Origin of the sequence: Maridesulfovibrio salexigens DSM 2638 (assembly GCF_000023445.1) — a bacterium.
GTDB classification, from domain to species: domain Bacteria; phylum Desulfobacterota; class Desulfovibrionia; order Desulfovibrionales; family Desulfovibrionaceae; genus Maridesulfovibrio; species Maridesulfovibrio salexigens.
In genome coordinates, this window is record NC_012881.1 from 1,894,657 (window position 1) to 1,920,256 (window position 25,600).

A 25,600-nucleotide genomic window follows, 5' to 3' on the forward strand; every position below is an offset into this window, starting at 1 on the left:
TCAGGCTCCTGAGAATATTGTTAGGAAATCTTTTCCGTAAATTTATTTTTCTTAATAAAAGCAAATATTGTGCCGATATATTCTTCTCAGGGATCAGTAATCTCTATAAGTGGCTGGGGGCGGGGATTTTAAAATTGCTAAAAAACTAAAGTTCATGTTTTGGAAATAACATGGTTGCGCTGGCTGAATATTTGTGAGAATCACGGAGTGTTTGCAGGGAGGATGGATCAAAATTTTTAAAAAAGGTATAAATTCTTGATTTGAAATCGTCCTTGAAGTATAGTCCTTTTTCGTTATAAACACGATCATTTAGGAGGAAAAAAATGAGCGCAGCAACTGAAAAAGTGCATCAGATCGAAGATTACCAGCAGAATGAAGAAGTGCTGGGTGCAGACATCGCATCTGGTGTTGGTGAAACTGCTCAGAAAGACATGGGTAAGGTAGCAATTATCATCTCTTTCATGGCAGTAGTTCTTCTCGTAGTATTTTTCTATGGCCTGAACCAGAATCTGACCAGCCTTACCGCTGAAGTTAAAGATCTGCAGACCGTACGTGGTGACGTGGAAGCCCTGAATTCCCAGATGGCTGTTGTAGACGGCAGACTGGTTGAACTCGAAAAACTTCCCACTAAAACCAGACATATTATTATGGACGGCATTATTGAAGAAATGAACCAGAAAGCAGCTTACGTTGGAGCTCAGCTCAGCGAAGAAGAGCAGGCTAAGCTTGCAAAGGTTCAGGAGCTCCTCAAGGACGTTCAGTCCGGCCTCCAGAAATAATAGCTTTGAGCGATCAAAGTTCGGGCGCATCGGGATTTCCCGGTGCGCCCTTTTTTTATATCCATTGGTCCGTTCTTTGGTTTCTGTCTTATCTGTAATTCTTTCTATCCCATTGTAGTCTGGGGATTAGTTTGATAAAAATCATATCTAACTGGAAAGTTTTCATGGTTAGAAAAAATATTCATTTGACGAGTAAGAGATCCAGATATTTTTGGATGAAGGATGTGGAATAGAATGAAAATAGAGCGGTCCCCATTCAGCATTGCCGGGGAAGAAATTCCTCCAGGACAGCGTCGAACTGTCAATATTGCCGCAGCTAAAATGTACAACCGCAATGAGCTGTATATGGATGTCCATGTCGTTCATGGCAGGATTCAAGGTCCCACTGTTTTTTTGTCGGGAGCTGTACATGGTGACGAGATTAATGGTGTTGAGATAATACGCCGTTTGCTCAAAATGAAGCTTTTGAATTCACTGCGAGGAACTCTTATCGCCGTCCCTGTGGTTAATACATTCGGGTTCGTGAATAGAACTCGCTATTTACCTGATCGCCGTGACCTGAATAGATTTTTTCCCGGATCTCCAAAAGGATCATTAACCGGACAGCTGGCATCAATTTTCATGGAGGAGATAGTTGCCCGTTCAACACATGGAATAGATTTTCATACTGGAGCAAATTTTAGGAGCAACCTGCCGCAAATACGAGCTGCAATCAGCGATCCTGCTATAAAAGAAATGGCTATGGCGTTTGGTGCTCCGGTTGTGTTGGACGCAGAACTTCGTGACGGTTCTTTACGGAAGGCCGCATATGATAGGAAGATTCCCCTGCTTCTATTTGAAGGCGGGCAGTCCATGCAATTTGATCCGATTCCCATAAGAGTAGGGACACAGGGTGTGGTTTCTGTTCTTAGGCACTTGGGTATGCTTCCAAAGGCGAAGCAGAAATCAAAATGTACACAACCGATTCTGGCTAAAAATTCAACATGGGCACGTGCTTCCGCCAGCGGAATCTTTTTGCCTCGCGTCAAATTGGGTGAGATTGTAGAGAAGAATCAGATTCTTGGACTAGTCACAGACCCCTTGGGAGAATCTGAACATCAAATTATTTCACCCACAAGTGGGGTTATAATCGGGCAATTGCAGAGTCCGCTTGTCCATAAGGGTGATGCTGTCAGTCATGTAGCCGCTATCAGCGATATGGATGTTGCTGAGACAGCTATTGATTCTTTTCAAAATGAATTCGAGATTGAATCAAAAATGCAGGAGTACGAAGAGGGGCATTTGTAATGACCGTACTCCTAGTTTTTGAAATAAGTTAAATTTACCGACCAAAACATGGCGGATGCTCGTAGTTTTTATCTGGCTGTATTTTTGAAGCTATCAGTTTTTTTATTCTACTTTTTCCCCGACCCGGTTGGTGAATACTTTTTCCAGCGGGACATCCCGGTCGTAACAGATCAGGCCACAGCGCAGGCAACGAGAAGTTTCGTAGCGTAGTTCCTCTTCAGTGAGACAGCCTTCAATTTCCTTGAATGTAGATGTCCGGTCTTCGCCTGTGCAGTTGTGGGGCATTTCGGTTCGTACTTTATTCTTGCAGCCATCCACGTCTTTAAAAAGAGTATACGGAATCAGGTTACGCATAGTGTTGTCTGCTACAGGAATTTCTCCAGTGGTGAGCAGATAATGAATTGAACGGGCTGCGTGTCTTCCGGCTCCAACTGCCGATATGACCAGATCAGGCCCTGAAACGGCATCACCGCCAGCAAAGACCATAGGGACTGAGGTCTGCAAAGTTTCCGGATTTGCATCAATGGTCCGCCAGCGGGTGAAATCGATATTACACTGCTCTTCGCCGCCAGTGTAGAAGCAGGAAAGCTGGGGCTTTTGTCCGATGGCAGAGATGATAGTGTCCACAGGATAACGTTCTTCAGTTCCTTCTACAGGCACAGGACGGCGGCGTCCTGATTCGTCCGGTTCACCCAGTTCCATTCTTATGCATTCCAGATGCGTGGCCTTGCCCTTGTCATCAATCATGACCTTGGTTGGTGCTGAAAGAAATACATATTTTACGCCTTCATCTTCCGCGCCAACTATTTCTTCCACGTTAGCGGGCATTTCATTGCGGGTGCGCCGATAGAGCAGGGTTACTTCACATCCAAAGCGTATGCATGTTCTGGCTGCATCAATGGCTGTGTTTCCACCACCGACTACAATTACTTTCTTGCCGATATTCGGTGTCTGGCCTAGTCCTATAGCTGTGAGAAATTCCGTGCCGGAAATCACGCCTTGCGCTTCTTCACCGTCAATGCGCAGGGTTCCGCTGGCCCATGCGCCAATACCCATAAAAAAGGCTTCGAATCCTTCTTCCGTGAGATCCTCAATAGTGAAGTCTACGCCAAACTTTTGTTCAGTTCGTACATCTATACCGAGGTCGAGTATGCCTTGAATTTCCCATGCAAGGTCCTTTTTAGGCAGCCTGTATTCCGGGATACCGTAACGCAGTTGTCCGCCGAGTTCAGGCATGGCTTCGATGATTGTCGGGCTGTGTCCCAGACGGCGCAGGTAGTTAGCGCAGGAAAGTCCTGCCGGTCCGCCACCGATGATTGCGACCTTGTGTCCGGTATCTTTGGCGCAGGGGATGGGCAGGCGAAGGTTGTTGTTCATTTCCCAGTCGGCCACAAAACGTTTGATCATGTTGATGCCTACCGGTTGATCCACATGAGTGCGGCGGCAGACAGTTTCACAAGGTCGCGGACAGACTCTGCCGCAAACCAGCAGCAGAGGGTTGCGCTCACGGATAATATTAACCGCCCCGGCGTAATCGCCTTTGCCGGCGGCTTCTATATAGCGGGGAATATTGATGTTAGCAGGACATCTTTGATGGCAGGGGGCTAGGCAGTCGTTGACCTCTTCCAGATGCAGCAGCTTTGCGCTCATGGAAACAATGGAAAGTACTCCGCGCGGGCAGGCTTCCACGCATTTACGGCAGGCACGGCATGCCAGCGGATCAACTACAGGCAATCCTTCCGGTCCCATATGGATGGCATCGAATGGGCATACCGCTTCACAGGTTCCTAGACCGAGACAGCCTTCCGGACAGGTTTTGGAGCCGTCATAGAGCAGGGCCTGTGCGCGGCAGTTGTTTGCTCCTTCATAATTGAAAAGTTCTTCAGCACGCTCCCCGCCGGTACAGTCGCGGAAAGCTAGTTCCGGTTCCATATCCAGCACTTCCAGTCCCATGACCGCGCCGACAGCCTTGGCTGTTTCAATGCCGCCGATAACACAGACATTGGCTCCTGATTTCCCTTCCACAACTGCATTGGCCGCACCGTTGCATCCCGCATAGCCGCAGCCACCGCAGTTTACTCCGGGTAAAACGTCCTCAACCTGCGCAATGCGCGGGTCTTCTTTGACGTGCAGGATTTTGGAAGCCACAGCAAGAATTGTTGCGGCAGTAAAGCCCAGTCCCATGAGTACGAGAAGTGAATTAATAATCATAATTAAATCATCCCTTTAAATGCAAAAAAAGCAAGAGACATTAAACCTGCCATGACCAGCGCGATAGGCGTTCCTTTCATGGATTTGGGTGTCCTTGAAACTTCAATCCGTTCTCTGATGGAAGAAAGTACGATCAAGGCAAGCATGAAGCCCAGACCGGATGCAAAGGAAAAAGCCACGGTTTTGATAAAAGTAAATTCTTCCCGCTGGCAGATGATGGCAATACCCATTACCGCACAGTTGGTTGTAATGAGCGGCAGGAAGATACCAAGAGACTTGTAAAGTGGCGGTATTGCTTTTTTCAGGAACATTTCCACAAATTGAACCAGCGATGCGATGACGAGGATGAAGGTCAGGGTCTGAAGATATGCCAAACCAAGCGGATCGAGCAGGTATTCCTGCACCGCCCACGTAATGGCTGCTGCCATAGTGGCAACGAAGACCACTGCGCCGCCCATGCCCATAGCGACGGAAATTTTCTTGGAAGTCCCAATGAACGGGCAGTTACCCAAGTATTGCGCAAGGACAATGTTGTTAACGAATATGGCCGATATAAAGAGCAGGAAATATTCTTTCATATTCTGTTTCCTTTATCGGCTGCAAATGCCGCAGGTTTTGCAGTCATGTCCGGGATTATCCAGTACTGCCTGTCCTTTTCTTCTGGCCTGCCAGCTGGTGAATATGTTCATGGCCGCGAGCATAAGTCCAAGGCAGACAAAAGCACCCGGGGCCTCGACCATGAATGAAAACGGTTTGAAATTTTCCGGCATGATCTGGTTGTCGAAGATGGTGCCGTAGCCGAAGAGTTCTCGCAGTCCTCCGAGCAAGGTTAGGGATATGGTGAAGCCGATCCCCATGCCCAGACCGTCCGCAGCGGAAAGCAGAACCGGGTTTTTGGAAGCAAATGCTTCAGCCCGCCCAAGGATGATACAGTTGACTACAATAAGCGGGACAAAGATGCCCAGCTGCTGGTAGAGAGGATACGCAAAGGCCTGCATGAGCAATTCCACCGATACAACCAGCGAGGCTGCGATAACGATGAAGCAGGCGATACGTACCTTGGGTGGGATTATCTTACGGAAGATGGAGACAAGGATGTTGGACATGGTCAGCACGAATATAACCGCCATGCCCATGCCGAAACCGTTATCCGCGGTTTTGGTCACCGCCAGTACCGGACAGAGGCCGAGTACTACTTTGAATGGGGGCAGGTCCTTCCAGAGTCCTTTTGAAAATTCTTTCCATAATCTGCTCATCTTATGACCCCTTTGACCAAGCTTGAGTAATCTGTGGTTTGATCTTCTGGAAAATGGAAACAGCCTGTTTTACAGCTTCAACTGATGCTGTTGAGGAGATTGTAGCTCCGGAAATACCTTCGATATTTCCACCTTTGGAAGTGAGCTCAACTGCTGTGGTGTGGCCCTTGAACTGGCTGGTGAATCCGTGTCCGGCTACTTTTGATCCAACTCCGGGGGTTTCTTTCATGGTCGTGATGCCGATGCCTGAAAGATTATTATCCGTAAGGTTGAATCCTACCATAACTCCTACGTCTCCGCCGTAACCTTTGGCAAAAGTCTCAATGGCAACACCGAGAAGCTTTCCGTCTTTTATGGCAGGGAAAACAGTAACCTTGTTTTCCATTCCCGGAATATTGAATTTCTTACGATCCTTTACCGGGGAATTGTCATATCCGCTGAGCACTTCACTGATCGCCGGGCCCTGTACATAGGTCAGCACCTGTTCTTCAATGCGGCCTTCAGTGGCTTGTTTCAACGTGGCGAGGGTAACGCTGAACATCCCGCAGATGATGGTCAGCACTGCGATCATCTTTATTCCTTCTTTCATGACCGCCTCCGCAAGTGGATGTTGGTTATTCCTCCGAATGGTCCGGGTTTGAGTTTATCAATCAGTGGAGTCATCAGGTTGGCCAGTAGAATGGCAAAAGGCACGCCGTCTGGATAAATACCGTAGACCCGGATGATAACAACCAGTGCTCCTCCGATGAATCCGTAGACGAGCATGGGGATATGGCCTGCTGGTGAAGAGGGTCCGTCTGTTGCCAGAAAGAATGCTCCGAAAAGGGTAGAGCCGCAGATCAGATGGTATTCCGGAGAAGCGTACTCAAGGGGCTCAATGAAAAAGAAAATTGCTGCTGTTGCTGCAACCCCGGCTATGAAGGCCAGCGGAATGTCCGGCCTTACAATTCTGCGGACCAGCAGATAAATTCCGCCCAGCATAACTGCTCCGGCTTGAGCTGCCCCGGTGCCTCCAAGCTGGAAGCCGAGCAGCAGGGACTTGATCGAATATTCATCCAGCGTTTCCGGGCCGAAGTTTTTCAACTGGCTCAATGGATAGGTCAATTCTGAAGCTAGCATGGTCATATCGAAATCCATAAGTTCCGGCCATGAAACAGCAAGAACTGCCCAGCCTACCAGCGGTACGCAAAGCGGGTTGGTTCCAAGTCCTCCGAAAATCATGCGGCCCATGAAAACTGATATGAAGCTGCCTGCTACAACCAGCCACCACGGTGCTGCCGGGGGGATCAAAAAGCCGAACATCAGTCCGTAAAGCAAGGCTGTGTAGTTGTCAGCTTCAATTTCCCGTTTCATGAAATACAGGCAGATGGTTTCAGTTATTACTGCTGCGAAGCATGAAAGAGCCAGTACCCGGACTGCCAGCATTTGATAATGCCAGATTGCAAATGCCGCAGCCGGAAGCAAAGCGATGATTGTTTCGAATGCATCCTGCTTGAATGTCCTTCCGCAGTGGGCGTGGGGAGGGATGGAGACGGTTAATACGGGGGACCCGTTTAATGGCTTCATTGTTTCTCCCTCAAATCTTCAAGTATCGGCTTGGCTGCCAGTTCTTTCTTAGCCAGACGGATGTATTGCAGTAGAGGTCTCTGGGCCCTGCACCAGTACCCGCAAAGTCCGCATTCAATGCAGGAGGCGATATTGTAAGTTAACGTATTTTCATAAAGACCGAATTCCGAGTGACGCGAAATCATATTCGGCTCCAGTCGTGCCGGACAGTTGATAACGCATTCCCCGCAGCCCACGCATGGATTGTCTTTTACCGTGGGCTCCTTGTTTGCTTTGAGTATAGTTATGGCCTGTGTCTCAGGAGATACCCCGTGTTTAAGGCTGTAGACGGCCTCTCCTGTTAAAGGTCCGCCCAATATAACCCGGTCATGTTCTCCGGGTCTGAAATCAGCAAGTTTGAGCAGAATTCCTACAGGTGTGCCTACCGGAGTAAGAAAGGGGGTGGAGCCTACTTTGACTATGACTAAGGTTACAGGCTGGCGGCCATGAATTGTCCTTCCGATGCGGTAAAGAGTAGTGGCATCAATTACGCAGACTTCGGAAGGCATCTCTTTCCCGGTAATGGCTTTGGTGATCAGTTCCGGCAGGCTGTTGGGATAAACCGGATCAATCTCGTATCCGGTGCAGCCGGGAATAGTCCAATCCATTCCGGTGGGGCAGGCCAAAGCGCAGGCCTTGGGGGAAATAGCTTTTTTAAGGTAATTAAGCCCCGTAACCATGACATCGGTAAATTCTTCAATCAGATAGCGGTGTCCGTCCATCCCGACTTCATGGGGCATGGCGTTGATTATCAAGGTGCAGTCTTTTTTCAGGCCGCGGACATTGATTCCGTTTTCTCGCAAAGCGTTGAGCATTTCACGGGTTCCTGTTCCGGGAAAGTCAACGGGCTCGGCAACGCGGGTGCCTTCTTCCCTTATGGTGATGAAGTCTTTTTTTACGTCAGTTACTGTGCCGGATATGGAGCTATGGATTGTCGGCTTAATACCGTTTCTGTCAGCAGCTACGGGCTGGGCTTTTGCCACTTTTTCATTATTTTGAACAAGTGGTTCAAGTCCGGTGATTTCAAGGCATATTTCAAACGGGCCGCCTAGGTCCTGCTCCCATGTATTGACTATGGGGCCGCGTTCAGATGGAGTTAGTGAAAATAGAGGATTCATGTCCAGTCTTCCTTTATTTTAAATGACATTTAGAGCAGTCACTTTCTTTGTAAGGGCCGCGTTGCAGTTTTTTGTGGCAATCCATGCACTGGTCATGGAAAGCATTGGTACGGTTTAGCACGAGATCCTTGTCATTCTCCTGATGGCATTGCCCACAGGCAGTGAAGTCACCCGAGTAATCTTTCATGTTCTGCATTTTATGGCATGGAGTGCATCCTTTCAGCCCTGCCTCGAACATTTCATCGTGGCAGTCTATGCATCGGTCATGGGCGGCGTCCCGCACACTGGGAATTTCCGAGGTTCCCGAGTTGGTGTGGCAGTTGCCGCACTTCTGGGGTTCTTTTTCGATATCGTTACCGTGGTGGCAGGCTTGACAGTCTTCGTCCGCATATTCTTCATGGGCTGCATGATCAAAATTAAGTTTGCCAAGCTCCGCATGGTGGCATTGTACGCAATAGCTGGTGTCGGGGAATGAACGGATATGCTCACGCACGTAGTCCTTATCAAAGGATTCCGGGTGGCAGGAGCCACAGGGAAGCGGTTCATCATCGCTGGTTTTACGTTCGTGGTGGCATTTCTCACACGGTATTTCGTAATCCCGGTGATGGCGGATGTGGTTGAAAATAACTTTACCGCCGCTGTTTTTGAATAGAACGCGGACCGGTATTTTTTCTTTTTTCTCAGGTGATACATAACCGGCAACAGCCAGTCCGAAGAGAACAATAAGTATAATAGAGATGGGGATAAATTTATTACGCACCGGGTAATCCTTGATTTGTTAAACAATATTAACTGTCTATTGTATACTTAAGGCGGATGGAATTGTCCAGCTTTAAAACCTGTACGTGTTAAGTGATTCATATTGTCACTAATTTGTATTGTAGCATATGTATCAATAGAAAATAAGCTTTTGGTTAATTAATGATGTTAAAAAATAATTCAGTTCTAATCTTTGCATGCTGATATTCTTATGTTTTGGTTTTCATAAAATACTTATGCCTGTGACAGAAAGGACACATTCGACTGATAAGAATCGCTAGTGAAATGGGTACGTGAGCCCCATTTCAAAATAAATAAATTATCAGGAGAAAGTGATGAGATTTTCCAACAAATTCAGATTATTGATGGCACTTATGGTTTGTGCAGTATTTATGGTTGCATCACCTGCATACGCTAAGGATAAGAAGGTCCGCGTATACAAAGGCAAACCGGCCAAGTATGTCTTCCTCTTCATTGGTGATGGCATGGGCCTGCCCCAGAAGGGTGCTACCGAAGCATTCACCGGCGAACAGCTCCTTATGAACACCTTCCCCGCGCAGGGAATGACCACCACTTACGCTGCTGACAGGTTTATTACCGGTTCCGCAGCTTCCGCGACCTCCATTGCCAGCGGACAGAAAACCAACATCGGTATGCTCGGCATGGCTCCTAATCAGAAGCATGTTAAGTCCATCGCAGAAATGGCTAAAGCTGACGGCAAGAAAGTAGGTATTGTTTCCAGCGTATCCATTGACCATGCAACCCCTGCTGCATTTTACGCACATGTTCCCACTCGTGGACAGTACTACGATATTGATGTTGCTCTCTCTGAAAGTGATTTTGATTTCTTTGGCGGTGGGGGACTCAAAGACGTTACCAACAAGAAGAAAAATTCCAAGAATTACAAAGGTAACGCCCTCGATCTGATCAAGAAAGCAGGATATAAAGTGGTAACCGACAAAGAAGAGTTCATGGCTCTCAAGCCTGCTGACGGCAAAGTTATTTCCTGGAATGCATGGCTTCAGGATTCCAAGGCTCTGCCTTATGCGATGGACATGCGCCCTCAGGACATTACTCTCCCTGAGTTTACCGCCAAGGCAATTGAAATGCTCGATAGCCCCGAAGGTTTCTTCCTTATGGTTGAAGGCGGTAAGATTGACTGGGCCTGCCACGCTAACGATGCCGCAGCTTTCATTCAGAATACCATTGCTTTTGACAACTCCATTGCCAAGGCTGTTGAGTTCGCTAAAAAACACCCCAAAGATACTCTTATTGTTGTAACCGGTGACCACGAGTGTGGTGGTCTGACCCTGGGATTTGCAGGTACTAAATACGGTTCCTACTATGATGCCCTTAAGCCCCAGACCATATCTTTCCAGCAGTTCTCTGATCAGGTTGTTCCACTCTGGAAGGAAGAACACAAAGGCAATGCCAGTTTCGAAGATTTTCAACCTACCATTACCCATTTCTTCGGTCTCGAGTTTGAAGGTGATGCCAAGAAGAATCCTCTTGTTGTAAAGGATTACCAGCTTGCCATGCTCAAGGATGCTTATGCTCGTACCATGAAGGACGAGACCGAGTTCAAGAATCCCGAATTGTACAACCTGTATGGCGGGTATGATCCCCTGACCGTGACCATTACTCATGTTCTGAATAACAACGCCGGTCTCGGTTGGACATCCTACAAACATACCGGTGTTCCCGTAGCCACTTCCGCTATGGGCGTAGGTTCCTCTTCTTTTAACGGTTATTACGATAACGTTGATATCGCTTACAAAATCATGGCTGTAATGGGCATGACTCCTAAAGTTCATGCCGCAATCAACAACGCCGAGTTTGCTTCCAACTAGCAGATTTGCCGTACTTTAGCTGTTTCGGGCGGAGTGTCTTTTGGCACTCCGCCTTTAGCATATCTGATAAATTTCAACCCTTGAGAATATGTCCGCATTATTAAAAAATAGAGAGTTCGTTCTTGTCGCTGTCTTCGCTTTGCTTACAGCAATCCTTTATTTTATCCCCACTGAGTTTGAGCATCGAGTGGCGGAAAATGCTGAGCGCTGTCGTGCGGAAGTTGTTTCCGTCGACAATTCGGATATTGATCAGTTCGGAATGGTTAAAACAGGTCCGCAAATAGTGACCATGAAGGTTCTTGATGGTCGATTTAAGGGACAGGTCTTCACCGGAACCAACGAGCTCCTCGGTCAGATGGATAAGGATAAATTTTTTGTCCCCGGTGACGAAGCCCTCGCTGTTGTTACCTATGATGTTAAGGGAAAGCCGATGTATGCCGTGCCGCAGGATCATTACCGCATTGATCTTGAGCTGACCATGCTGCTGCTTTTTTCCTTTTTGTTGCTTGTCTTCGGGGGCTGGACCGGGGCCAAGGCTTTATTCTCATTCATGTTCACTGCATTGGTGCTCTGGAAGCTGCTTGTCCCGGCTTTGCTCGAAGGTGTTGATCCAGTCTGGATTACTCTGGGAGTAGTCGCAGGACTATGTGCGGTTATCATTTTTATGGTTGCCGGACTGAACCGTAAGGGAGTTGTTGCCTTTCTGGGGTCATTTCTTGGCGTTTTCACCAGCTGTCTGCTGGCAATATATTTTACCGGGGAGTTGCATTTACACGGAGCGGTAATGCCGTTTGCAGAGACCTTGCTTTACTCCGGTTTTGGTCACCTTGATTTAACACGTATCTATATTGCAGCGGTTTTTCTGGCCTGTTCCGGGGCGGTCATGGACCTTGCAATGGATGTTGCTGCCAGTATGGATGAAGTTGTGCGTGCCAATCCGCAGATCAGTCATATGCAGGCTCTTGCTTCCGGAATCAGGGTCGGCAGGGCAGTTGTTGGAACCATGACCACTACTTTGTTACTGGCCTATTCCGGCGGATTTATAACATTGCTTATGGCTTTTATGGCTCAGGGAGTTCCGCTGATTAATACCTTCAACTTTGTGTATGTTTCCGCAGAAATCTTAAAGACTCTGGTCGGCAGTTTCGGGTTGGTAACGGTTGCTCCATTTACCGCTGTTGCCGGAGCGTTTGTTTTCATTAGGAAAAACAAATAGTTCAATATGACATACTTGTCGGCAGTGACTTCCTTGTGTTAATTTCCCTGAAACCGGATCTTTTGCTGGAGGGAAACAATTTGAAGTTGCGGTTGATTTATTGTTTTTTGGTGCTTGTCTGCGTCAGTGGGTGTGTTGCTTCGAAAAAGCCTATAGCCAAGGCTCCTGCGGAGATGGTTTCACTACCTGATGTACGGGAACGTATTATCGCTTATCACGAAAGTGGTAAGTATAAGGAAGATGTTTCGCACAAGGCGGAGTCTGTTGCTGATGTTGCGGTTAAGGCTATTCAGGAGCAAGTTAAGTATCCTGCTGTAGTGATGGTTGTGGAGGATGTTTTGTTGTCCACTTATAAGGCGCGCAGGAAGCAGGGCTTCTCAGATAATTTTGCTGCCATTACTGATTTAGAGTCCCATGTTATTCTAAGCTCTCTCCCGGCGGTTAAACCTTCGGTTGTTCTGTTTGAATTCTTATTGCAAAGGAATATTCCGGTCTTTCTGGTTTCTTACAGGGCAGAAGGATTCCGGGTTCCTTTAATGGAGAATTTGTCCAAGGCCGGATTCTCCGGCTGGCAGAAATTGTTCATGCTGCCGTCTAATTATCCGAAAGGCTTAAATTATTGTGAGGAAGTTCGTAAGGGACTACAGGGGGCAGGTTATAATATCATCGCGACCATAGGAGCGTTGCCTGAAGATGTTTCAGGTGAGTTTGCCGGAAAGGTGGTTCTATATCCTAACTATATTTATTCAGAGCGTTAAAATAAAACCGGGCTGACCTTAAGGTCAGCCCGGTTTTATTTTTTAGGGATTTCCAAAAAAGCACGTAGCGCATCAAATTAAATTTAAGCTTTACGGACGTACTTTGCGGCGCTTAAACCTGCCACACATCCTTCTCCAACAGCTTTTGCCATCTGGAGCGGCGGACCGCAGATGTCTCCGGCTGCGAAAATGCCGGGAACATTGGTGCGCATCTGCTTATCCGTTTCAATGAACTTCATGGATTCATCAAGCTGGATACCAAGCTCAGCGGCGAGGGACATAACTCCCTTAGCCCCCAGTTCAATGAATACGCCCGTTACATCAAGTTTGCTGCCGTCCTTGAGCACCAGACCGTCAACACCGCTTTCTCCGGTAATTTCTTCAACTTCAGCGCCTTCGTGAATGATGATGTTTGCGGCTTTGAGTTTATCCATAAGTTCCGGAGCGAAGTTAAATTCCTTTGAAACAAGATGTACCTTAGAAGCAAGGTGTGAGAGGTGGAGTGCTCCGCCCGCAGCGGCACTTTCTCCGCCGACAATAGCAACTTCTTCTCCGCGAAAAAAGTTGCCGTCGCATTCAACGCAATAACTCACACCCTTTCCGAAAAGATCTTTTTCGCCGGGAACTCCGAGTTTGTTTCTGGTGGTTCCGGTGCAGATGATGATCGCTTTGGTTTTGAACTCTTTGGTCTCAGTGGTCACGGTAAAACCGCCGCCGCTGAGGTCCATCAGGTCCGGGGTTTTGATTTTCAATACGTCTTCGTTGAAGAAAACAGCACCGAAGCTTTCGGCCTGCTGTTGTCCTGTTCTAAGAATCTGCTCGCCGGAAATTTCCAGTGTGCAGCAGAAGTTTTCAATGTGTGCCCACCAGAGGCTGCTCTTGTCGTTTTTACCAAGGATAAGTACTTTGAGTCCCTTTCTTGCTGAATGAATGGCAGCCTGCAGTCCCGCAGGGCCTGCTCCCAGAATGATAATGTCGTAATTGGTTTCGGTCATATTCTAGCTGTCCGTGGTAAGTTGTTGTGTTTTATAAAGTCTAACTGAAAAGGTAAGTTTGAATTTAAGAATGACAAGAGATCTTGAATTTCATTATTCCATAAAATCGATCAAGAGTTAAGCTGTTCTATTATCGGATTACGAAGTGCATGTATTTGATCTGTGTCAGGGAGCTGGCTCATGAGTGTCTCAACATATCCGCGCTTGATCATTTCCTTGCGAGACCATTCAAAATTAAGATCATAGGCCCAGCTGAGCAGAAGCAGGCGGAAATCATTCAAGCACTGCATAGCCTGATATGCTCCTTGACGGCCTTCTTTTACGGCTTGGAGCACAGCAGGTGTTATTTCGTCCGGTTTTTCTTTCAGTCCCATGAGCGGAACTTCATTTTTTGACTCCTGATTGGTCAGGTGTGGAATCAATACTTTGATGATATCAATTTTATCTGAGTCACGGACTATTTCCGTGCAAATTCTGAGTTCATCGGAGATGTAAGAGGGCAGTGTACTACGGTTATGAAGGGCAATGGCGCCGAGAATTGTGTTGCGCTGTTTATTGGGCAGTCCGTTCAACAGCTTGTATTTTAAAACAGTTCTGGCACCCAGAGTTCCGTGGTTGCAGGACTCTGAATCTTTGAATGTTCTGTATTTGCTATATTGCGGAAATCTTCCAGTGTCGTGGTAGAGAGCCGCTATCTGGGCCGTTTCAGTCAGTTCCGCCGGAAGTGAAAGGGATTTACAGATATTTAGGCTGTTTTCGAAAACATCAAATGAATGGTCTATTTTCAGCTGAATGTCAGGCCGTTCCTTTTCGTTTGCATTCAGAAGGAACGGACTGACGAATTGGCTGAAAACTGTTTTTAAATGAGTCATTTGCTTACAGCATGATTCTTTTTTTCTTGAATTTATAGTCAATCTCAGAGATTTTTCCTGACTTCAGGTCTTCTTCAAGCTGAGCCAAGGCTTTTTCACGCATTTCAGCAGCTTCACGGTCGAGGTCCGGGTCTCTGAACTTACCGTTGGGACCGAAAAGAACACGCAGGAAAATTATAATCACACCGAGTATTGCGGCGACAAAGAGCATTTTAGTAATGGAAGCCCAGAAGTCCCCGTAGCCCGGGCCGAATGGCCAGTGGTCCCAGTGGGGATTGGCTTCGTATTTTCCTGATATAAATGAAAATATGGATGATATGGTTTCGATCATGAATACTTCCTGTTATTTTTTTTGTGAATAATTACCCCTCATTTCAACTCTGCGCAACATAAACCGTAACTGATAATTTTGTGTATATAATTGCATATATAATTCCAGTGTGTTTAAATTGAATGCTATTGAAGTCTAGAATGGGATGAGGAGACGATATGAGGATTTTAATTGTCGAAGATGAGCTTGCGAGCAGGAAGTATCTTACGCATGTTATGACGAGCTACGGCCAATGTGACGCTGTTGAAGATGGTGCCGAAGCGGTTCAGGCTTTTACTGATGCTTTGGAGTCCGGTAATCGTTATGACCTGATCTGTCTGGATATCATGATGCCGGAAATGGATGGGCAGGATGCCCTGAAAGAGATCCGTGAGATAGAAAAAGAACATGGAATTCCGCATAATCTTGAAACCAAGGTTATGATGACCAGCGCCCTTAGTGACCCTTCCAATGTGATTGAAGCATACTATAAAGGTGGAGCTTCTATTTATCTTACGAAGCCTCTTGATGTGGAAAAGATACGTGAGGCAATGGTTGAGCTCGGATTTCTGAAAAAAAGTATGGAATGATTCCGATATTGCTGGACAGGTGGCGTTAGCGTAATTATCTAAAGGACTGCGGCTTCGGTCGCGGTCTTTTTTTATAACCTAAGTAAATGAGGTATTAGATGAAACTACTCGGGTATTTGGTTCTTCCTCTTACCGTTGTCTGTCTGCTGGCTTTTATGGCCGGTGATGCTGACGCGAAAAGAATGGGCGGGGGAAAATCCTTCGGCAGCAAGCCATCTTTTTCAAAAACTTACGATAAACCGACATCAACAGCTACTTCTCAGAAGCAGGCAAGCGGTACTAACAAACAGCAGGGCGGTATTGCGCGTCCCGGTATGGGACTCCTCGGCGGTCTGCTGGCCGGTACTTTTCTCGGCTCCATGCTTGGCGGATTCGGTGGAATGGGAGGCGGTTTCTTCAACCTCCTGATCATCGGTCTGCTTGTTTATCTCGGATTTAAATTTTTCAAGTCTCGCAGTCGTGGGACTGATGATATGTATAGGCAGGGTAATTATCAGCGTGGTCCGGATTACTCCCAGCCCAACCAGAACAATACTAATGCTGATCCGTATGCCCGTAGGGAGCAGACAGCGCAGAATGCGTGGGATCATCTTTCTTCTAAGCCTTCTTCTCAGCCGGCTGCTGGGTCTGCTGCACAGCAGAGCGGTCCTACTGTAAATATTCCTGCCGGGTTTGACGAAGAGGAATTCCTTGATGGTGCAAAAGCTGTATACACCCGTCTTCAGAAATCATGGGATAGCCGTGATATGGCGGACATTGAGCAGTTTGCTACCGCAGGTGTGGTAAATGAAATCAAGCAGCAGGCCAAAGAAGATCCCGGTCCGTCTCAGACTGATGTTCTCATGGTCAACGCAAGGCTGTTGGAAGTTAAGGAAGAGGGTGGCGTTAATCATGTCACAGTCTATTATGATGTTCTTCTGCGCGAAGATTCGTCTCAGTCTCAACCTTCGCAGGTGCGTGAGGTTTGGCATTTTGTTAAGCCTGTAGGCTCCGATGGGATGTGGAAACTGGATGGTATTCAGCAGCTGGAAGAATAATTAACTGAAATAATCAGTCGTTTTGGTAATTAGTTTTTGCCTACGGTTGATCTAGTTGATAATAGTAAGGGTATCGCTGAAAAAGCGGTACCCTTTTTTATTTAATAATTTTGTAGGAATTGTTTGTAGTGGAACTAAGTATGCGGGTAGGGGCTGTATGGGATTAAAAATTGTTGAGAGAATAGATAAAGATTTACAGGTTCTTATCCCGGGGTTTATGGATATAACCCATAAAGAGATCAAGGATTTGGAGCAGGCATTGGTGCTAGGGGATATGTCTGTTGCAGCACGTATAGGCCATAATATCAAAGGCTCGGCTTTGAATTATGGTTTTGTGCATCTTGGCGATATAGGTAGAAGAATTGAAAGCAGCGCAGCACAAAACAGGCATAAAAAAGTTCAGGCTGAGTTGGAAATGCTTAAGGATTATGTTGATCGTGTTGAAGTTACATTTGTGTAGCTGTGGCGGTTACCAAAGAAATCTATCCAGTTCCAGCTTGAATGTTTTCGGGTGAATGCATTCAATAATTTCGAGATTCTCACCATTAGCATTATTGGTCATTTTAGATAAGTCTATAAATTCTGGATGAATAGCCCTGAATCGACTACTGAATACAACCTTGACTTGAGGCAGAAGCGGAGCTTTCGGGGTGTTGGTTACTACCACACCGTAACGTCCGTCGGATAGTTTTACAAAGCAGCCTACAGGATAAATTCCCACACATTTTATGAAGCTTTCCAGATATCTGGGATGAAATGCCGTATTTGCCATGGAATAGAGGTGCTTAATTGCCGAATTCGGCGTCATGGCTTCCCGGTATGGGCGGTCTGATGTTAGTGCATCATATGAGTCGCAAATGGAGATGATGCGTGCATACTGGGGAATGTCGTTGCCGGACAACCCTTGAGGGTATCCTGATCCATCATATTTCTCGTGATGTGCTTTTATGGAGTTGATTATGGTTTGTGGCGAGTTTTGTTCGGAAAGGTATTCACATCCTTTTAACGGGTGAAATTTAATTTTCTGGAATTCATCCTTGGATAACTTACCTTTTTTAGTCATCAGTTCTTTCGGCAGCCAAAGCTGGCCGATATTCATCAGCATCGCAGTGATTGAAAGTTCTTCGACCGCTTCGCGTGAAAGTCCGATATAACGTCCAAGTATTGCACTGAGGATCGCAGTGTTCAGGCTGTGGGTGTAGAGGTATTTGTCCGCTCGTGCCAATACGGTAAGGCTGGCGGCGGCGCTATTGTTTCTGTCAATAGAATCAATCAGCGGACTTACGCCTTTTTTGTATTCTGAAATTTCGAGTGTGCCTTCCTGTTCCACTGTTTCGAAAATTCTCTGAATGTACCCCAGAGCGTTGTTGTATGCCTCGCGGGCAAATAGGATTTCTTCGGAGTATGTTGTCTGGGGAAATGAATTGATAACTGAACTTTTTTCAGAGTCAATCAAGACTTCATTAATGTTTAGCTGCAGGATGGCGGAGATGTCTGCTTTTGAGGAAACTGCATGGTTGGAAAGTTCCGCAGGCAGGCTGGAGTAGCCATTGGCAGAACAAACGACAAACATGCCTTCTTGAAGGTTTGTGGTCTTGATTTTTTCTAACATCTTGTGGTGCTTAATATTTCGGGCTGTAAAAACTCCCGTTTCTCCTTAACTTTAAATACACCTGAAGTGTTAGGCAGGGCAAGAGAAAAGTGCGCATGCCACGCTACGTGGCTGTGGGATGTTACTCCGTCACATTACGCACTATAATCTTTTTTCAGCAAGGCGACTCAATTCGCATATTTTGTTTAGATTCTATTTCCACATACCCTCCGTCGAGATTCTTCCCATCTATACAATAATTTAATCACTAAATTCCGTTTGTCTATGTGAGGAGTTGTTTGAATGTTTAATTGTTCAATTGATCAAAAGCGTTTGTTTTATGAACAAACAATTGTTCAATTTATAGTTGACTGGTTTAATTATAAGGTTTATTGTCTGTTTAACGCTAATAATGAACAACACATGAGCAAAGGGTATGTCAAATCAGTATTTGAGTTTAAGAGAGGTCGGCAGGAGGTTGGGCATTCCTCCGTCAACCGTAGTCTATTATAAAGATAAATACTCGAAATTTCTGCCTTCAGTAGGTGGCGAAGGGCGCAGGCAAAAGTACTCTGTAGAGGTCGTTGAAATCTTTAGGAGGATACGTGAGATGTATGGAATGAATTGGTCAACTGAACAAATTGAAAATGAATTAAGTTTAAAATTCGGTGTATTGATAGAAAACATAAAAAATGATCAACAGTTGATCAGTGGGGCGGGGCTTGAGTCCAGTTCGGATATGGAAACCGTAATTAAGGGGTTGTCGTCAGTGCTTGGTAAGGTTTCAGACCTACTCTCCAATCAAGCTCTATTTCAGGCTGAATTACGCGATTTGCGCGAAGAAGTATCCGTTCTTCGTACAGAAAAACGCAAACTTTCTGCCGAAACAAATGAGAGAATTCTGGATATGGCTATGGAGATTGGTCGTTTGAAACGTGATCGCGCTGAGTTATTCAGGCTGTTGCGGGCGGGGGACTCCGGGCCGGATGATTCTTCATTTCCTTCTTCTGATTATTTGGAGCGTCCTTTGGTTATTCGTAATTCCGATGGAGAGTATCTCGGCGTGTCCGGAAAGGGGCGGAAACATTTTTCCTTGGAAGATTTTGTTAAGCTTCTTGAGAATAGTGTTAACTCGCACATGAGTGTTGATCTTGAATGGCAGGAAAAAGGCGGGCAGTGGATCCTTGTTATTGATGCGAGTGAAGTGCAGTCTGCGCAGAAAAAAATTGTGCTTGTAACCGAAGAAAATGTAACACCTAATAAGAATACTGTGGTGCGCATCGATAGTATGGAAATCAACGGCAAAGCTGTTCCTGGTGCTCTTTTGTTCAGTCTTTTCAGGCAAATAAGAGAGAGTTTTGATCGCTAGAATGTTTTGGTGATTTTCTAGAAAAAGTCTTGATATATTTGTTTAATATAGTTATTAAGTGAGTGTTATCAGTAGAGGAGTATTCTTAGGAGGATAAGATGCCGCAGGTTGCAGCTAGAATCACACATGACCATGAGCAGTGGCTTAAGAACTATTTTAAAACAAAGAGTGCCGGGGCGGAATTCATTTTGCCTTGGGCAGTGGATATGTTTTTTAAGTCCATGCGTGCAGTTGCTCAAGAGCTAAATGTCGCTGAATTGAAAACAGTTCTGGAAGCTTATCAGGGAGTGAAAATTCTGCCCAACCAATGCAAGGGAGCGTATCTTTTTTTGCAGGTTGAAGAAGCTTGTGAAACAGAGAGTGTACACAACAATCACGGTGTGAGTTGGCCTAATCTTGAGGCCAAGTTGAAACGCCTTTCAGACGTGCATTCCACTGCATTGATGATCTGGGCTTCCGCCTATTGGGTGAGCAAAGTCTGGAATGGCGTCAGTTTTGAGGAATATATCAAACTGACTTGCAGTTAAAAAATCTATCTGTTTGTTTTTTGGGGCGGAACTATTTCGTCCCGTTGCTTTCGTTACTGAAAGCTACTAGACCCCGCTTCCCTAAATCTCTTAGAAATGAAGCTGTTGCAACTTCTGCTTCGCGGGGTAGAACCTGATATTTTTGCGCAAAGGCTGCGGCTATTTTGCGGACACTGTTTCTCCCGTCAATCATATCCCAGACCAAAGTTCCCATCTCATCAAGTTCCAATTTTTTAATGGGCGCATGTCCGTCTTTCCACATTCCGAATCTTTTTGCCACGTCAGCGAAAAGTGGTTTCAGACGCAGTGGATAGGATAGCATTACCAATCCATTATCCATGCGCGTTTCAGTAATATCCCGGTTCTTCAGGGGCTTGCAGGCCATAGCTTCGCCCCTGGTCATTTCGGGAACAACTTGTTTTTTCTTACTGAATAATTTCATAATTCCTGAAAATGTTTTTCGCTCTGTCTTCAGGTATATGCTGGCGGGATTTAACCATTACAGCCATAATTCGGTTGCTTTCCTGCGTATAGCGGATTTCAATCTGCCCGTACGGACGGCGTTTTGAATTTAATTTAGCCAGCGCAAGCTTGGTAGTAGAAGGGCTCTTTTCCTGACCGAACATACAGGTGGCTCCCTTGTCGTATTCAAGCTCTGCTATTGAAAGTCCTAAAGATTTAATATCATCTTTGAATAGTTCTCGGGAAAAATCTCCCAGAGTGGTGTCCTTGAGGATCACATCAGCAGGGCTGAAACGGAAAAGTTCTATGGTCTCTGTCTGGTCAGTTAGAGTAATATTGAATCTACCGGGCTTGAATTCAAAGGATTCGAGATCCATTGAGCCGGGAATCGCTGCTTTCATATCGTAAATCTGCCAGAGTCGTTCAGAATCCGAGTCATGGAACTTGAGGCTGTTAAAGAGCTTCACTGCGGCATCATCAATTTGATCGTCGCATTGGCCGATGAATTGCACCAGCATGACTTTGGCAGCGTTTTTACAGTAGAACATAACCCCACGACCTGTCGCGAGATCAGACTGCCAGTAAAAGCCGGTTGTATTGTATTTTTTCAGCGGTCCTTTCCAAGAAGAGGGCAGGACTGTGGACTCTATTTTGAGCCCCGAAGCCGACTCAATTTTTTTGGCAAGCTGTCTGAAATACGTTTTTTCCTTATATGTCCTGCCGGCATCGTACCAGCGGAGTTCGATACAAGGATATTCTCCATTGTCGAGTTGCAGGAACTTTTTATCAATCCCGCTGACCTCGAAGTTGGACGGAATCTCAAAGCTGATACCGTCCCAAGCTATATTCTTAAAATCCATTATCTATTCCTTATGGAAAACTTTCCACCTTACTGTCTGGAAAGTCAAAAATCATATTGATGCAAATACAATGCGGATAATCAAGCCGAAGCAAGGTTACCTAAAACATTTTCCAATCATCCGCAAAGTTTTAATTCTTTTTCAGAATTGTTTTAAACAAAGAGTCCGATCTTATTAGTAAGCCATTTTTCCCAGTGATTTCAGGATAAGAGTACAACCCATGGCAAACATACCCGTCAAACCCATACCGCAGGAGAATCCTGCCAGCAGAACCGGGGCATACTGGCGCCACATGGCTCCGTATTTTTTCTGAAAGAAGTAGCGTCCGATTAAAGCTCCGGCAACTTCCAGAATAAAACCGTGGGGGGTACTTTGGCCAAGTCCTCTGACAACACCATATACCAGCAGGACGGGTAATCCTAGTGAATTAAGTATGGCATATAGCACAAGTCCCAGACTGATCCCGCCCATAACAACCGGTCCGCTCAGGGCTTGAAAAAACAGGGAGTTACCTTCAAGTGTGGAGGTCTGCATGAGCAGGGTGTTAAGGGCCTGCAAGTGCCAGAGTTCCTGTGCATAAGGGTAGTTAGAAGATGGAATGGGTGCAAGTTGCCAGATGAATTGCGAAAAGAGCAGGCTGGCAATCATGACCACCGGAAAGACCACAAGCTCAGCTTTGATGATTCCCCGGATGGATGTTCCGGTCAGTTCAATTTCGCGGAAATGGACAGTTGCTTCTCCGTAGTTATGGATTGGAATAGGTGCGTACCAGATTTCAATGCCCTGATAGCCGAAGAATTTTGCTCCGGCAATGAAGCTTGCTTCTCGTACTAGTGGCAGGCTGACAAACTGTCCGGCAATACCTTCCATTCGTGCTGTGATGTACGAGATTACCGGGGTGTAGATAAAACCGTAAAGCAGGAAGAAAATCCAAGGGAAATTGGGTACCAGCAGTAAACTCATGCCAACGTAGGCAAGTGTGGAGAATACATAGATGGCTATTGATACCCAGAAGTTGATATCCCCGCGTCCTTCCGGCGGTTCGAAAAGTTTACTCCACGATTCGCGGTGTTTGGCATGTTCTCCCCGGAAGGATTTGACCACATACCAGATACCGATCAGACCGATAGCCAGACCGAGACCGATGGAGAAACTCATATAAAAATCGAAGTTGTTGGCAAAGACTGTTTCAACTGTCTCCATACCTGGATGCCAGCGGTGCAGGATGCCGTGTTCATAGAGAACCGGGTTCGCAACAAAAGTAATAATGATACCGATCAAACCACCGATAACAGCCCAGAAAGGCAGAACCATACCGATGAAGAACAGACCGAGGTCAAACTGGATACCGGTGGCAACGGCTGGAAGTATTTTTTCCGTGTAGGGCGTAAGCTCGACCCACGGGATGGGAATAATCCTGATCGGCTCAGTAAATAGTAGTCCCGAAACAGCTGGCAGAAGAACATAAATTGTACCGAATGCCAGCCCGATGACTCCGCCCACAGAGAATACCCGCCATTTCCAGCTGGCCTTTTTTTCTTCGGTCGATTCAGCCAAAGCCATGGTACCCAGAGCACCTACAGGAGCCATTGGAAAGGGCAGTTTTTCCACATCGGAAGTGATGCGGTAAAGGGCGTATCCCAATCCGAAATGGTCAATTCGTTGGACTATCTGTGCACCTACCAGCAGCAAAATAGGTATGAGCCAGTCTCTGTGGAAGAAGGTTCGCTCAATTAGTGAATCAGATCCCGGTTGCGGGGCAATCCACGTCGGGATGAATTCTGTCAGCCCCAGCATGCGCGCTGCGTCTGATTGCACCAGATATTGTTGCCATAGCAGACCTGAGAATGGCGATGCCAATGCAGCTCCGGCCATGTAGTAGAGCAGGAAAATTTCCTGTTGTTTCAGTTCGGTATAGGAACGTTTTGCAATTTCAGCGAAAAGAATGATGGTTACCCAGCGGGCAGCAGGGCCGATGCCCTGACCGATGACTAATTGCAGGTACATACTACCCGGCATCATCAGGAAGCCGATAAAGATGGCACCGACAATGGTTTTCCAGTCAAAGCCCTCTTCAAAATGGGTCGGGGTTTTTAATAGGTCCCGATATTCTTGTAGCTCTTTATCATTATGCATGTGTATGTCTCATTATGCTTGTTAACTGGATTTAGCCGGGAAGTACCTGATAACTCTGTCCTGCGTAGAGTCCGTAAAGTGCCCATGCCCCGCCCATGAGGAAATCCCCCATAATCAGGCCGAAGAAGAGATAGCGGACTCGCTTGAATAATCCGACTCCGCCGTAGCGAAGGGTCAGTTGGTTGCAAATCCATCCGAGAAAAAAACTGAACCAGAGAATTTTCATGGCTGAGCTGTAGGCGGTCAGGTATCCGATGGGATGCAGCGGCCACCAAGGGAGCCTGTTGTAAGCCAGTATCAGAACAAACATAACCATTGCGCCCACAGTAGCGAAGGTGGTTACCCAGTGTGAAGTTGCTGCCGGCTCCTGAATAATGCGGACCACGTTGTCGTAGACGTTCATGGATGTGCGGGTTGCCCAGTCCAGCTGCAATTCTCGGATGCCGTACTTGTAGCAGACCATGAGCATAGCCCCGAAAGATACGATTACACCCAGCAGCAGGATAATGGTTATGCCGAGCAGGAAAAGACGTTTATTTCTAATCCATTCATTGATCTTGGAACCATGCACCAGTGAGGGCATAAGCGATTCCCTGAGGTCAACGAAAAGTATCTTTTGGCACATGGCAGTAATGGCGATTCCCACGGAGCCGAAGAACTTGGAACCGAAAATTGTGGTTACACAGTCAATCGGTGCTGCGGTGAGGGTGAAGTAAGCGATACCCCCTTGGCAGATTGCCTTGGATGCAACCAGCGTGAAGACGAAGAATGCCAATAACACCACCACAGCCACCAGCAGCGGAATACCGAAATATACGCACCATGCAGTGAGCAGCAGGCCGGAAACTGCAAGTCCCCAGAAGGAGAAACGCAGGGACATCCATTCTGCTTCACCGCGAGTGGAATCTGCTCCGAAGGCTTCCTTGATGACTTGTTTAAGGTGCTGGCGAGCCAGCCAGATGATGAAAACGAAAAAGACAAGGTAGGCCCCGATCATCTGGGTCTCTTCCGGTCGTGTCAGGGTCGGGCCGAAGGTCACTCCCAGTGCGGAGGCGGGAATGTTCAGGCCTGATGCACTCAGGATTCCATAAAACAATCCTCCAAGCAGAAAAAAGAACCAGAAGCTGAAAGAAATCTGCCTTGAAGCTAGAAAGGCAAATCCTACAAATGCAGGATAAAAGTAGATTTTCAGCTTGTGGAAACCTGAGAACAGTCCGGTTTTAGCAAAATATTTACCGGCCAGAATTAGGGTCGGGACTTCCGGTACTGATGGAATGTAGAAATGCAGTCCATTGATAAGATGAAGACAAATGCAGAAGATCAGTCCGATCAGGAAAAATTTGTTTCCGAGAAATGAACCGTACAATCCCTGATCCATGGCTTCTTCCATGAAGCGTGGAAGCTGCAAAAGGGGGAAGTTTAAACGTTCATTCTCCACCCATTGCCTGCTGAAAATATTGGTCAGACAGAGCATCATGAAATAGCAGAGTAGAATGAAAGCCCCCCACCACATGAGTGGCGTGATCCATGACCCCCAAGGAATGGAGTTGAATATCTCAAGGTTGTCCATGAATGGACCGCCCTTGATGCCGTTGTATAGCTGTTCCACTGCTTTGGGATCGGTGGGATGCAATGATTCCGGCAGCAGCGGCTGGAGCACTTCCTTCCATTTGTTGCCTATCGTGGCAAAGTGGAAAGGTGCGGTCAGGTTGATGAAAAAGGTTCTGGCCAGTCCGGTGTATGAAATACCGGAGACAATGACCATAAGAATCCACATGGTCATCAGATCAAGACCCGTCAGCAGCGGATGTGAACGCAGGACCTTTCGATGCAGTGCGCAGATTGCGGTCAGCCATGCCAATATAAAAAACGGCGCCAGCGGGAAATGTCCACCGGCCAGCGGGGTCGCGTTCAAGTAGGTGTTGTTAAAAGGTGTAAAAGCGCAAATGAGCAGCCCGAAGAAGGTGCCCAGCAGAATCGCTCTTTTCCTTATTTTACCATGCATCTGAGGA

The 25,600-nt window shown here is 46.6% G+C and carries 25 protein-coding genes; 10 read left to right on the forward strand and 15 right to left on the reverse strand.

The features are described from left to right. Positions 1-323: 323 nt before the first annotated feature. Positions 324-779, forward strand: coding sequence for a hypothetical protein (locus tag DESAL_RS08670; protein ID WP_015851611.1), 456 nt, complete (start codon positions 324-326; stop codon positions 777-779). Between the two features lie 234 nt (positions 780-1,013). Further along, entirely contained in the window at positions 1,014-2,066 is a 1,053-nt protein-coding gene (locus tag DESAL_RS08675; RefSeq protein WP_015851612.1) for a succinylglutamate desuccinylase/aspartoacylase family protein, read from the forward strand. A gap of 102 nt (positions 2,067-2,168) precedes the next feature. On the opposite strand, the gene DESAL_RS08680 is transcribed toward DESAL_RS08675, so the two are convergent. From DESAL_RS08680 to DESAL_RS08710, 7 genes are read right to left on the reverse strand one after another with little or no spacing between them, the layout of a single operon-like run. Continuing rightward, positions 2,169-4,277: an FAD-dependent oxidoreductase gene (locus DESAL_RS08680; protein ID WP_015851613.1), complete on the reverse strand. Its 2,109-nt coding sequence runs from the start codon at positions 4,275-4,277 to the stop codon at positions 2,169-2,171. Between the two features lie 2 nt (positions 4,278-4,279). Beyond that, positions 4,280-4,855, reverse strand: coding sequence for an electron transport complex protein RnfA (locus DESAL_RS08685; RefSeq protein ID WP_015851614.1), 576 nt, complete (start codon positions 4,853-4,855; stop codon positions 4,280-4,282). A gap of 12 nt (positions 4,856-4,867) precedes the next feature. Next, positions 4,868-5,533, reverse strand: a complete 666-nt coding sequence (gene rsxE / locus DESAL_RS08690) for an electron transport complex subunit RsxE (protein ID WP_015851615.1) — start codon at positions 5,531-5,533, stop codon at positions 4,868-4,870. A 1-nt stretch (position 5,534) separates the two neighbouring features. After that, the gene (rnfG, locus tag DESAL_RS08695; RefSeq protein WP_015851616.1) at positions 5,535-6,122 is read right to left on the reverse strand and encodes an RnfABCDGE type electron transport complex subunit G; all 588 of its coding nucleotides are present in this window, start codon (positions 6,120-6,122) and stop codon (positions 5,535-5,537) included. Then, positions 6,119-7,099, reverse strand: coding sequence for an RnfABCDGE type electron transport complex subunit D (locus DESAL_RS08700; RefSeq protein WP_015851617.1), 981 nt, complete (start codon positions 7,097-7,099; stop codon positions 6,119-6,121). The genes rnfG and DESAL_RS08700 overlap by 4 nt, the downstream gene beginning before the upstream one ends. Further along, positions 7,096-8,256, reverse strand: coding sequence for a 4Fe-4S dicluster domain-containing protein (locus tag DESAL_RS08705; RefSeq protein WP_015851618.1), 1,161 nt, complete (start codon positions 8,254-8,256; stop codon positions 7,096-7,098). Before DESAL_RS08705 ends, DESAL_RS08700 begins: the two co-directional genes overlap by 4 nt. A gap of 13 nt (positions 8,257-8,269) precedes the next feature. Continuing rightward, positions 8,270-9,016, reverse strand: a complete 747-nt coding sequence (locus tag DESAL_RS08710) for a cytochrome c3 family protein (protein WP_015851619.1) — start codon at positions 9,014-9,016, stop codon at positions 8,270-8,272. Between the two features lie 334 nt (positions 9,017-9,350). Between DESAL_RS08710 and DESAL_RS08715 the strand changes: the two genes are divergently transcribed. From DESAL_RS08715 to DESAL_RS08725, 3 genes are all read left to right on the forward strand, one after another. Further along, positions 9,351-10,865: an alkaline phosphatase gene (locus tag DESAL_RS08715; protein WP_015851620.1), complete on the forward strand. Its 1,515-nt coding sequence runs from the start codon at positions 9,351-9,353 to the stop codon at positions 10,863-10,865. 88 nt (positions 10,866-10,953) lie between these two features. Further along, on the forward strand, positions 10,954-12,081 hold the full coding sequence (locus tag DESAL_RS08720; protein ID WP_015851621.1) for a YibE/F family protein: 1,128 nt from the start codon (positions 10,954-10,956) through the stop codon (positions 12,079-12,081). Between the two features lie 80 nt (positions 12,082-12,161). Beyond that, positions 12,162-12,839: an HAD family acid phosphatase gene (locus DESAL_RS08725; RefSeq protein WP_015851622.1), complete on the forward strand. Its 678-nt coding sequence runs from the start codon at positions 12,162-12,164 to the stop codon at positions 12,837-12,839. Between the two features lie 83 nt (positions 12,840-12,922). Here DESAL_RS08725 and DESAL_RS08730 read toward each other — a convergent pair whose 3' ends face one another. The 3 genes from DESAL_RS08730 to DESAL_RS08740 form a co-directional block, all read right to left on the reverse strand. After that, positions 12,923-13,834, reverse strand: coding sequence for an NAD(P)/FAD-dependent oxidoreductase (locus DESAL_RS08730; RefSeq protein WP_015851623.1), 912 nt, complete (start codon positions 13,832-13,834; stop codon positions 12,923-12,925). 110 nt (positions 13,835-13,944) lie between these two features. After that, positions 13,945-14,706 carry an HD domain-containing protein gene (locus DESAL_RS08735; RefSeq protein ID WP_015851624.1) on the reverse strand — a complete coding sequence of 254 codons (762 nt, stop codon included), beginning with the start codon at positions 14,704-14,706 and terminating at the stop codon, positions 13,945-13,947. 4 nt (positions 14,707-14,710) lie between these two features. Beyond that, a complete protein-coding gene (locus tag DESAL_RS08740) occupies positions 14,711-15,037 on the reverse strand; it encodes a hypothetical protein (RefSeq protein ID WP_015851625.1) in 327 nt (108 codons plus the stop codon). Positions 15,038-15,195: 158 nt separating this feature from the next. Here DESAL_RS08740 and DESAL_RS08745 point away from each other — a divergent pair, with 158 nt between their 5' ends. From DESAL_RS08745 to DESAL_RS08755, 3 genes are all read left to right on the forward strand, one after another. Beyond that, positions 15,196-15,606 (forward strand): response regulator, encoded by a 411-nt coding sequence (locus DESAL_RS08745; RefSeq protein WP_015851626.1) that lies wholly within the window; start codon positions 15,196-15,198, stop codon positions 15,604-15,606. A gap of 98 nt (positions 15,607-15,704) precedes the next feature. After that, complete coding sequence (locus tag DESAL_RS08750) at positions 15,705-16,643, forward strand: Tim44 domain-containing protein (protein ID WP_015851627.1); 939 nt, start codon at positions 15,705-15,707, stop codon at positions 16,641-16,643. Positions 16,644-16,800: 157 nt separating this feature from the next. Beyond that, positions 16,801-17,103, forward strand: a complete 303-nt coding sequence (locus DESAL_RS08755) for an Hpt domain-containing protein (protein ID WP_015851628.1) — start codon at positions 16,801-16,803, stop codon at positions 17,101-17,103. A 9-nt stretch (positions 17,104-17,112) separates the two neighbouring features. On the opposite strand, the gene DESAL_RS08760 is transcribed toward DESAL_RS08755, so the two are convergent. Further along, a complete protein-coding gene (locus tag DESAL_RS08760; protein ID WP_015851629.1) occupies positions 17,113-18,255 on the reverse strand; it encodes a cyclic di-GMP phosphodiesterase in 1,143 nt (380 codons plus the stop codon). A gap of 415 nt (positions 18,256-18,670) precedes the next feature. Between DESAL_RS08760 and DESAL_RS08765 the strand changes: the two genes are divergently transcribed. Together DESAL_RS08765 and DESAL_RS08770 are read left to right on the forward strand one after the other, a co-directional pair. Continuing rightward, complete coding sequence (locus tag DESAL_RS08765) at positions 18,671-19,603, forward strand: MerR family transcriptional regulator (protein WP_015851630.1); 933 nt, start codon at positions 18,671-18,673, stop codon at positions 19,601-19,603. Between the two features lie 98 nt (positions 19,604-19,701). Beyond that, positions 19,702-20,130: a hypothetical protein gene (locus DESAL_RS08770; protein WP_015851631.1), complete on the forward strand. Its 429-nt coding sequence runs from the start codon at positions 19,702-19,704 to the stop codon at positions 20,128-20,130. Between the two features lie 31 nt (positions 20,131-20,161). On the opposite strand, the gene DESAL_RS08775 is transcribed toward DESAL_RS08770, so the two are convergent. The 4 genes from DESAL_RS08775 to DESAL_RS08790 form a co-directional block, all read right to left on the reverse strand. After that, positions 20,162-20,572 carry a PqqD family protein gene (locus tag DESAL_RS08775; protein WP_015851632.1) on the reverse strand — a complete coding sequence of 137 codons (411 nt, stop codon included), beginning with the start codon at positions 20,570-20,572 and terminating at the stop codon, positions 20,162-20,164. Next, the gene (locus DESAL_RS08780; protein WP_015851633.1) at positions 20,556-21,452 is read right to left on the reverse strand and encodes a hypothetical protein; all 897 of its coding nucleotides are present in this window, start codon (positions 21,450-21,452) and stop codon (positions 20,556-20,558) included. The genes DESAL_RS08775 and DESAL_RS08780 overlap by 17 nt, the downstream gene beginning before the upstream one ends. 174 nt (positions 21,453-21,626) lie before the next feature. Beyond that, positions 21,627-23,588, reverse strand: a complete 1,962-nt coding sequence (locus DESAL_RS08785; RefSeq protein ID WP_015851634.1) for a peptide transporter — start codon at positions 23,586-23,588, stop codon at positions 21,627-21,629. Positions 23,589-23,619: 31 nt separating this feature from the next. Next, on the reverse strand, positions 23,620-25,593 hold the full coding sequence (locus DESAL_RS08790) for a DUF6785 family protein (RefSeq protein WP_015851635.1): 1,974 nt from the start codon (positions 25,591-25,593) through the stop codon (positions 23,620-23,622). Between the last annotated feature and the right edge of the window lie 7 nt (positions 25,594-25,600).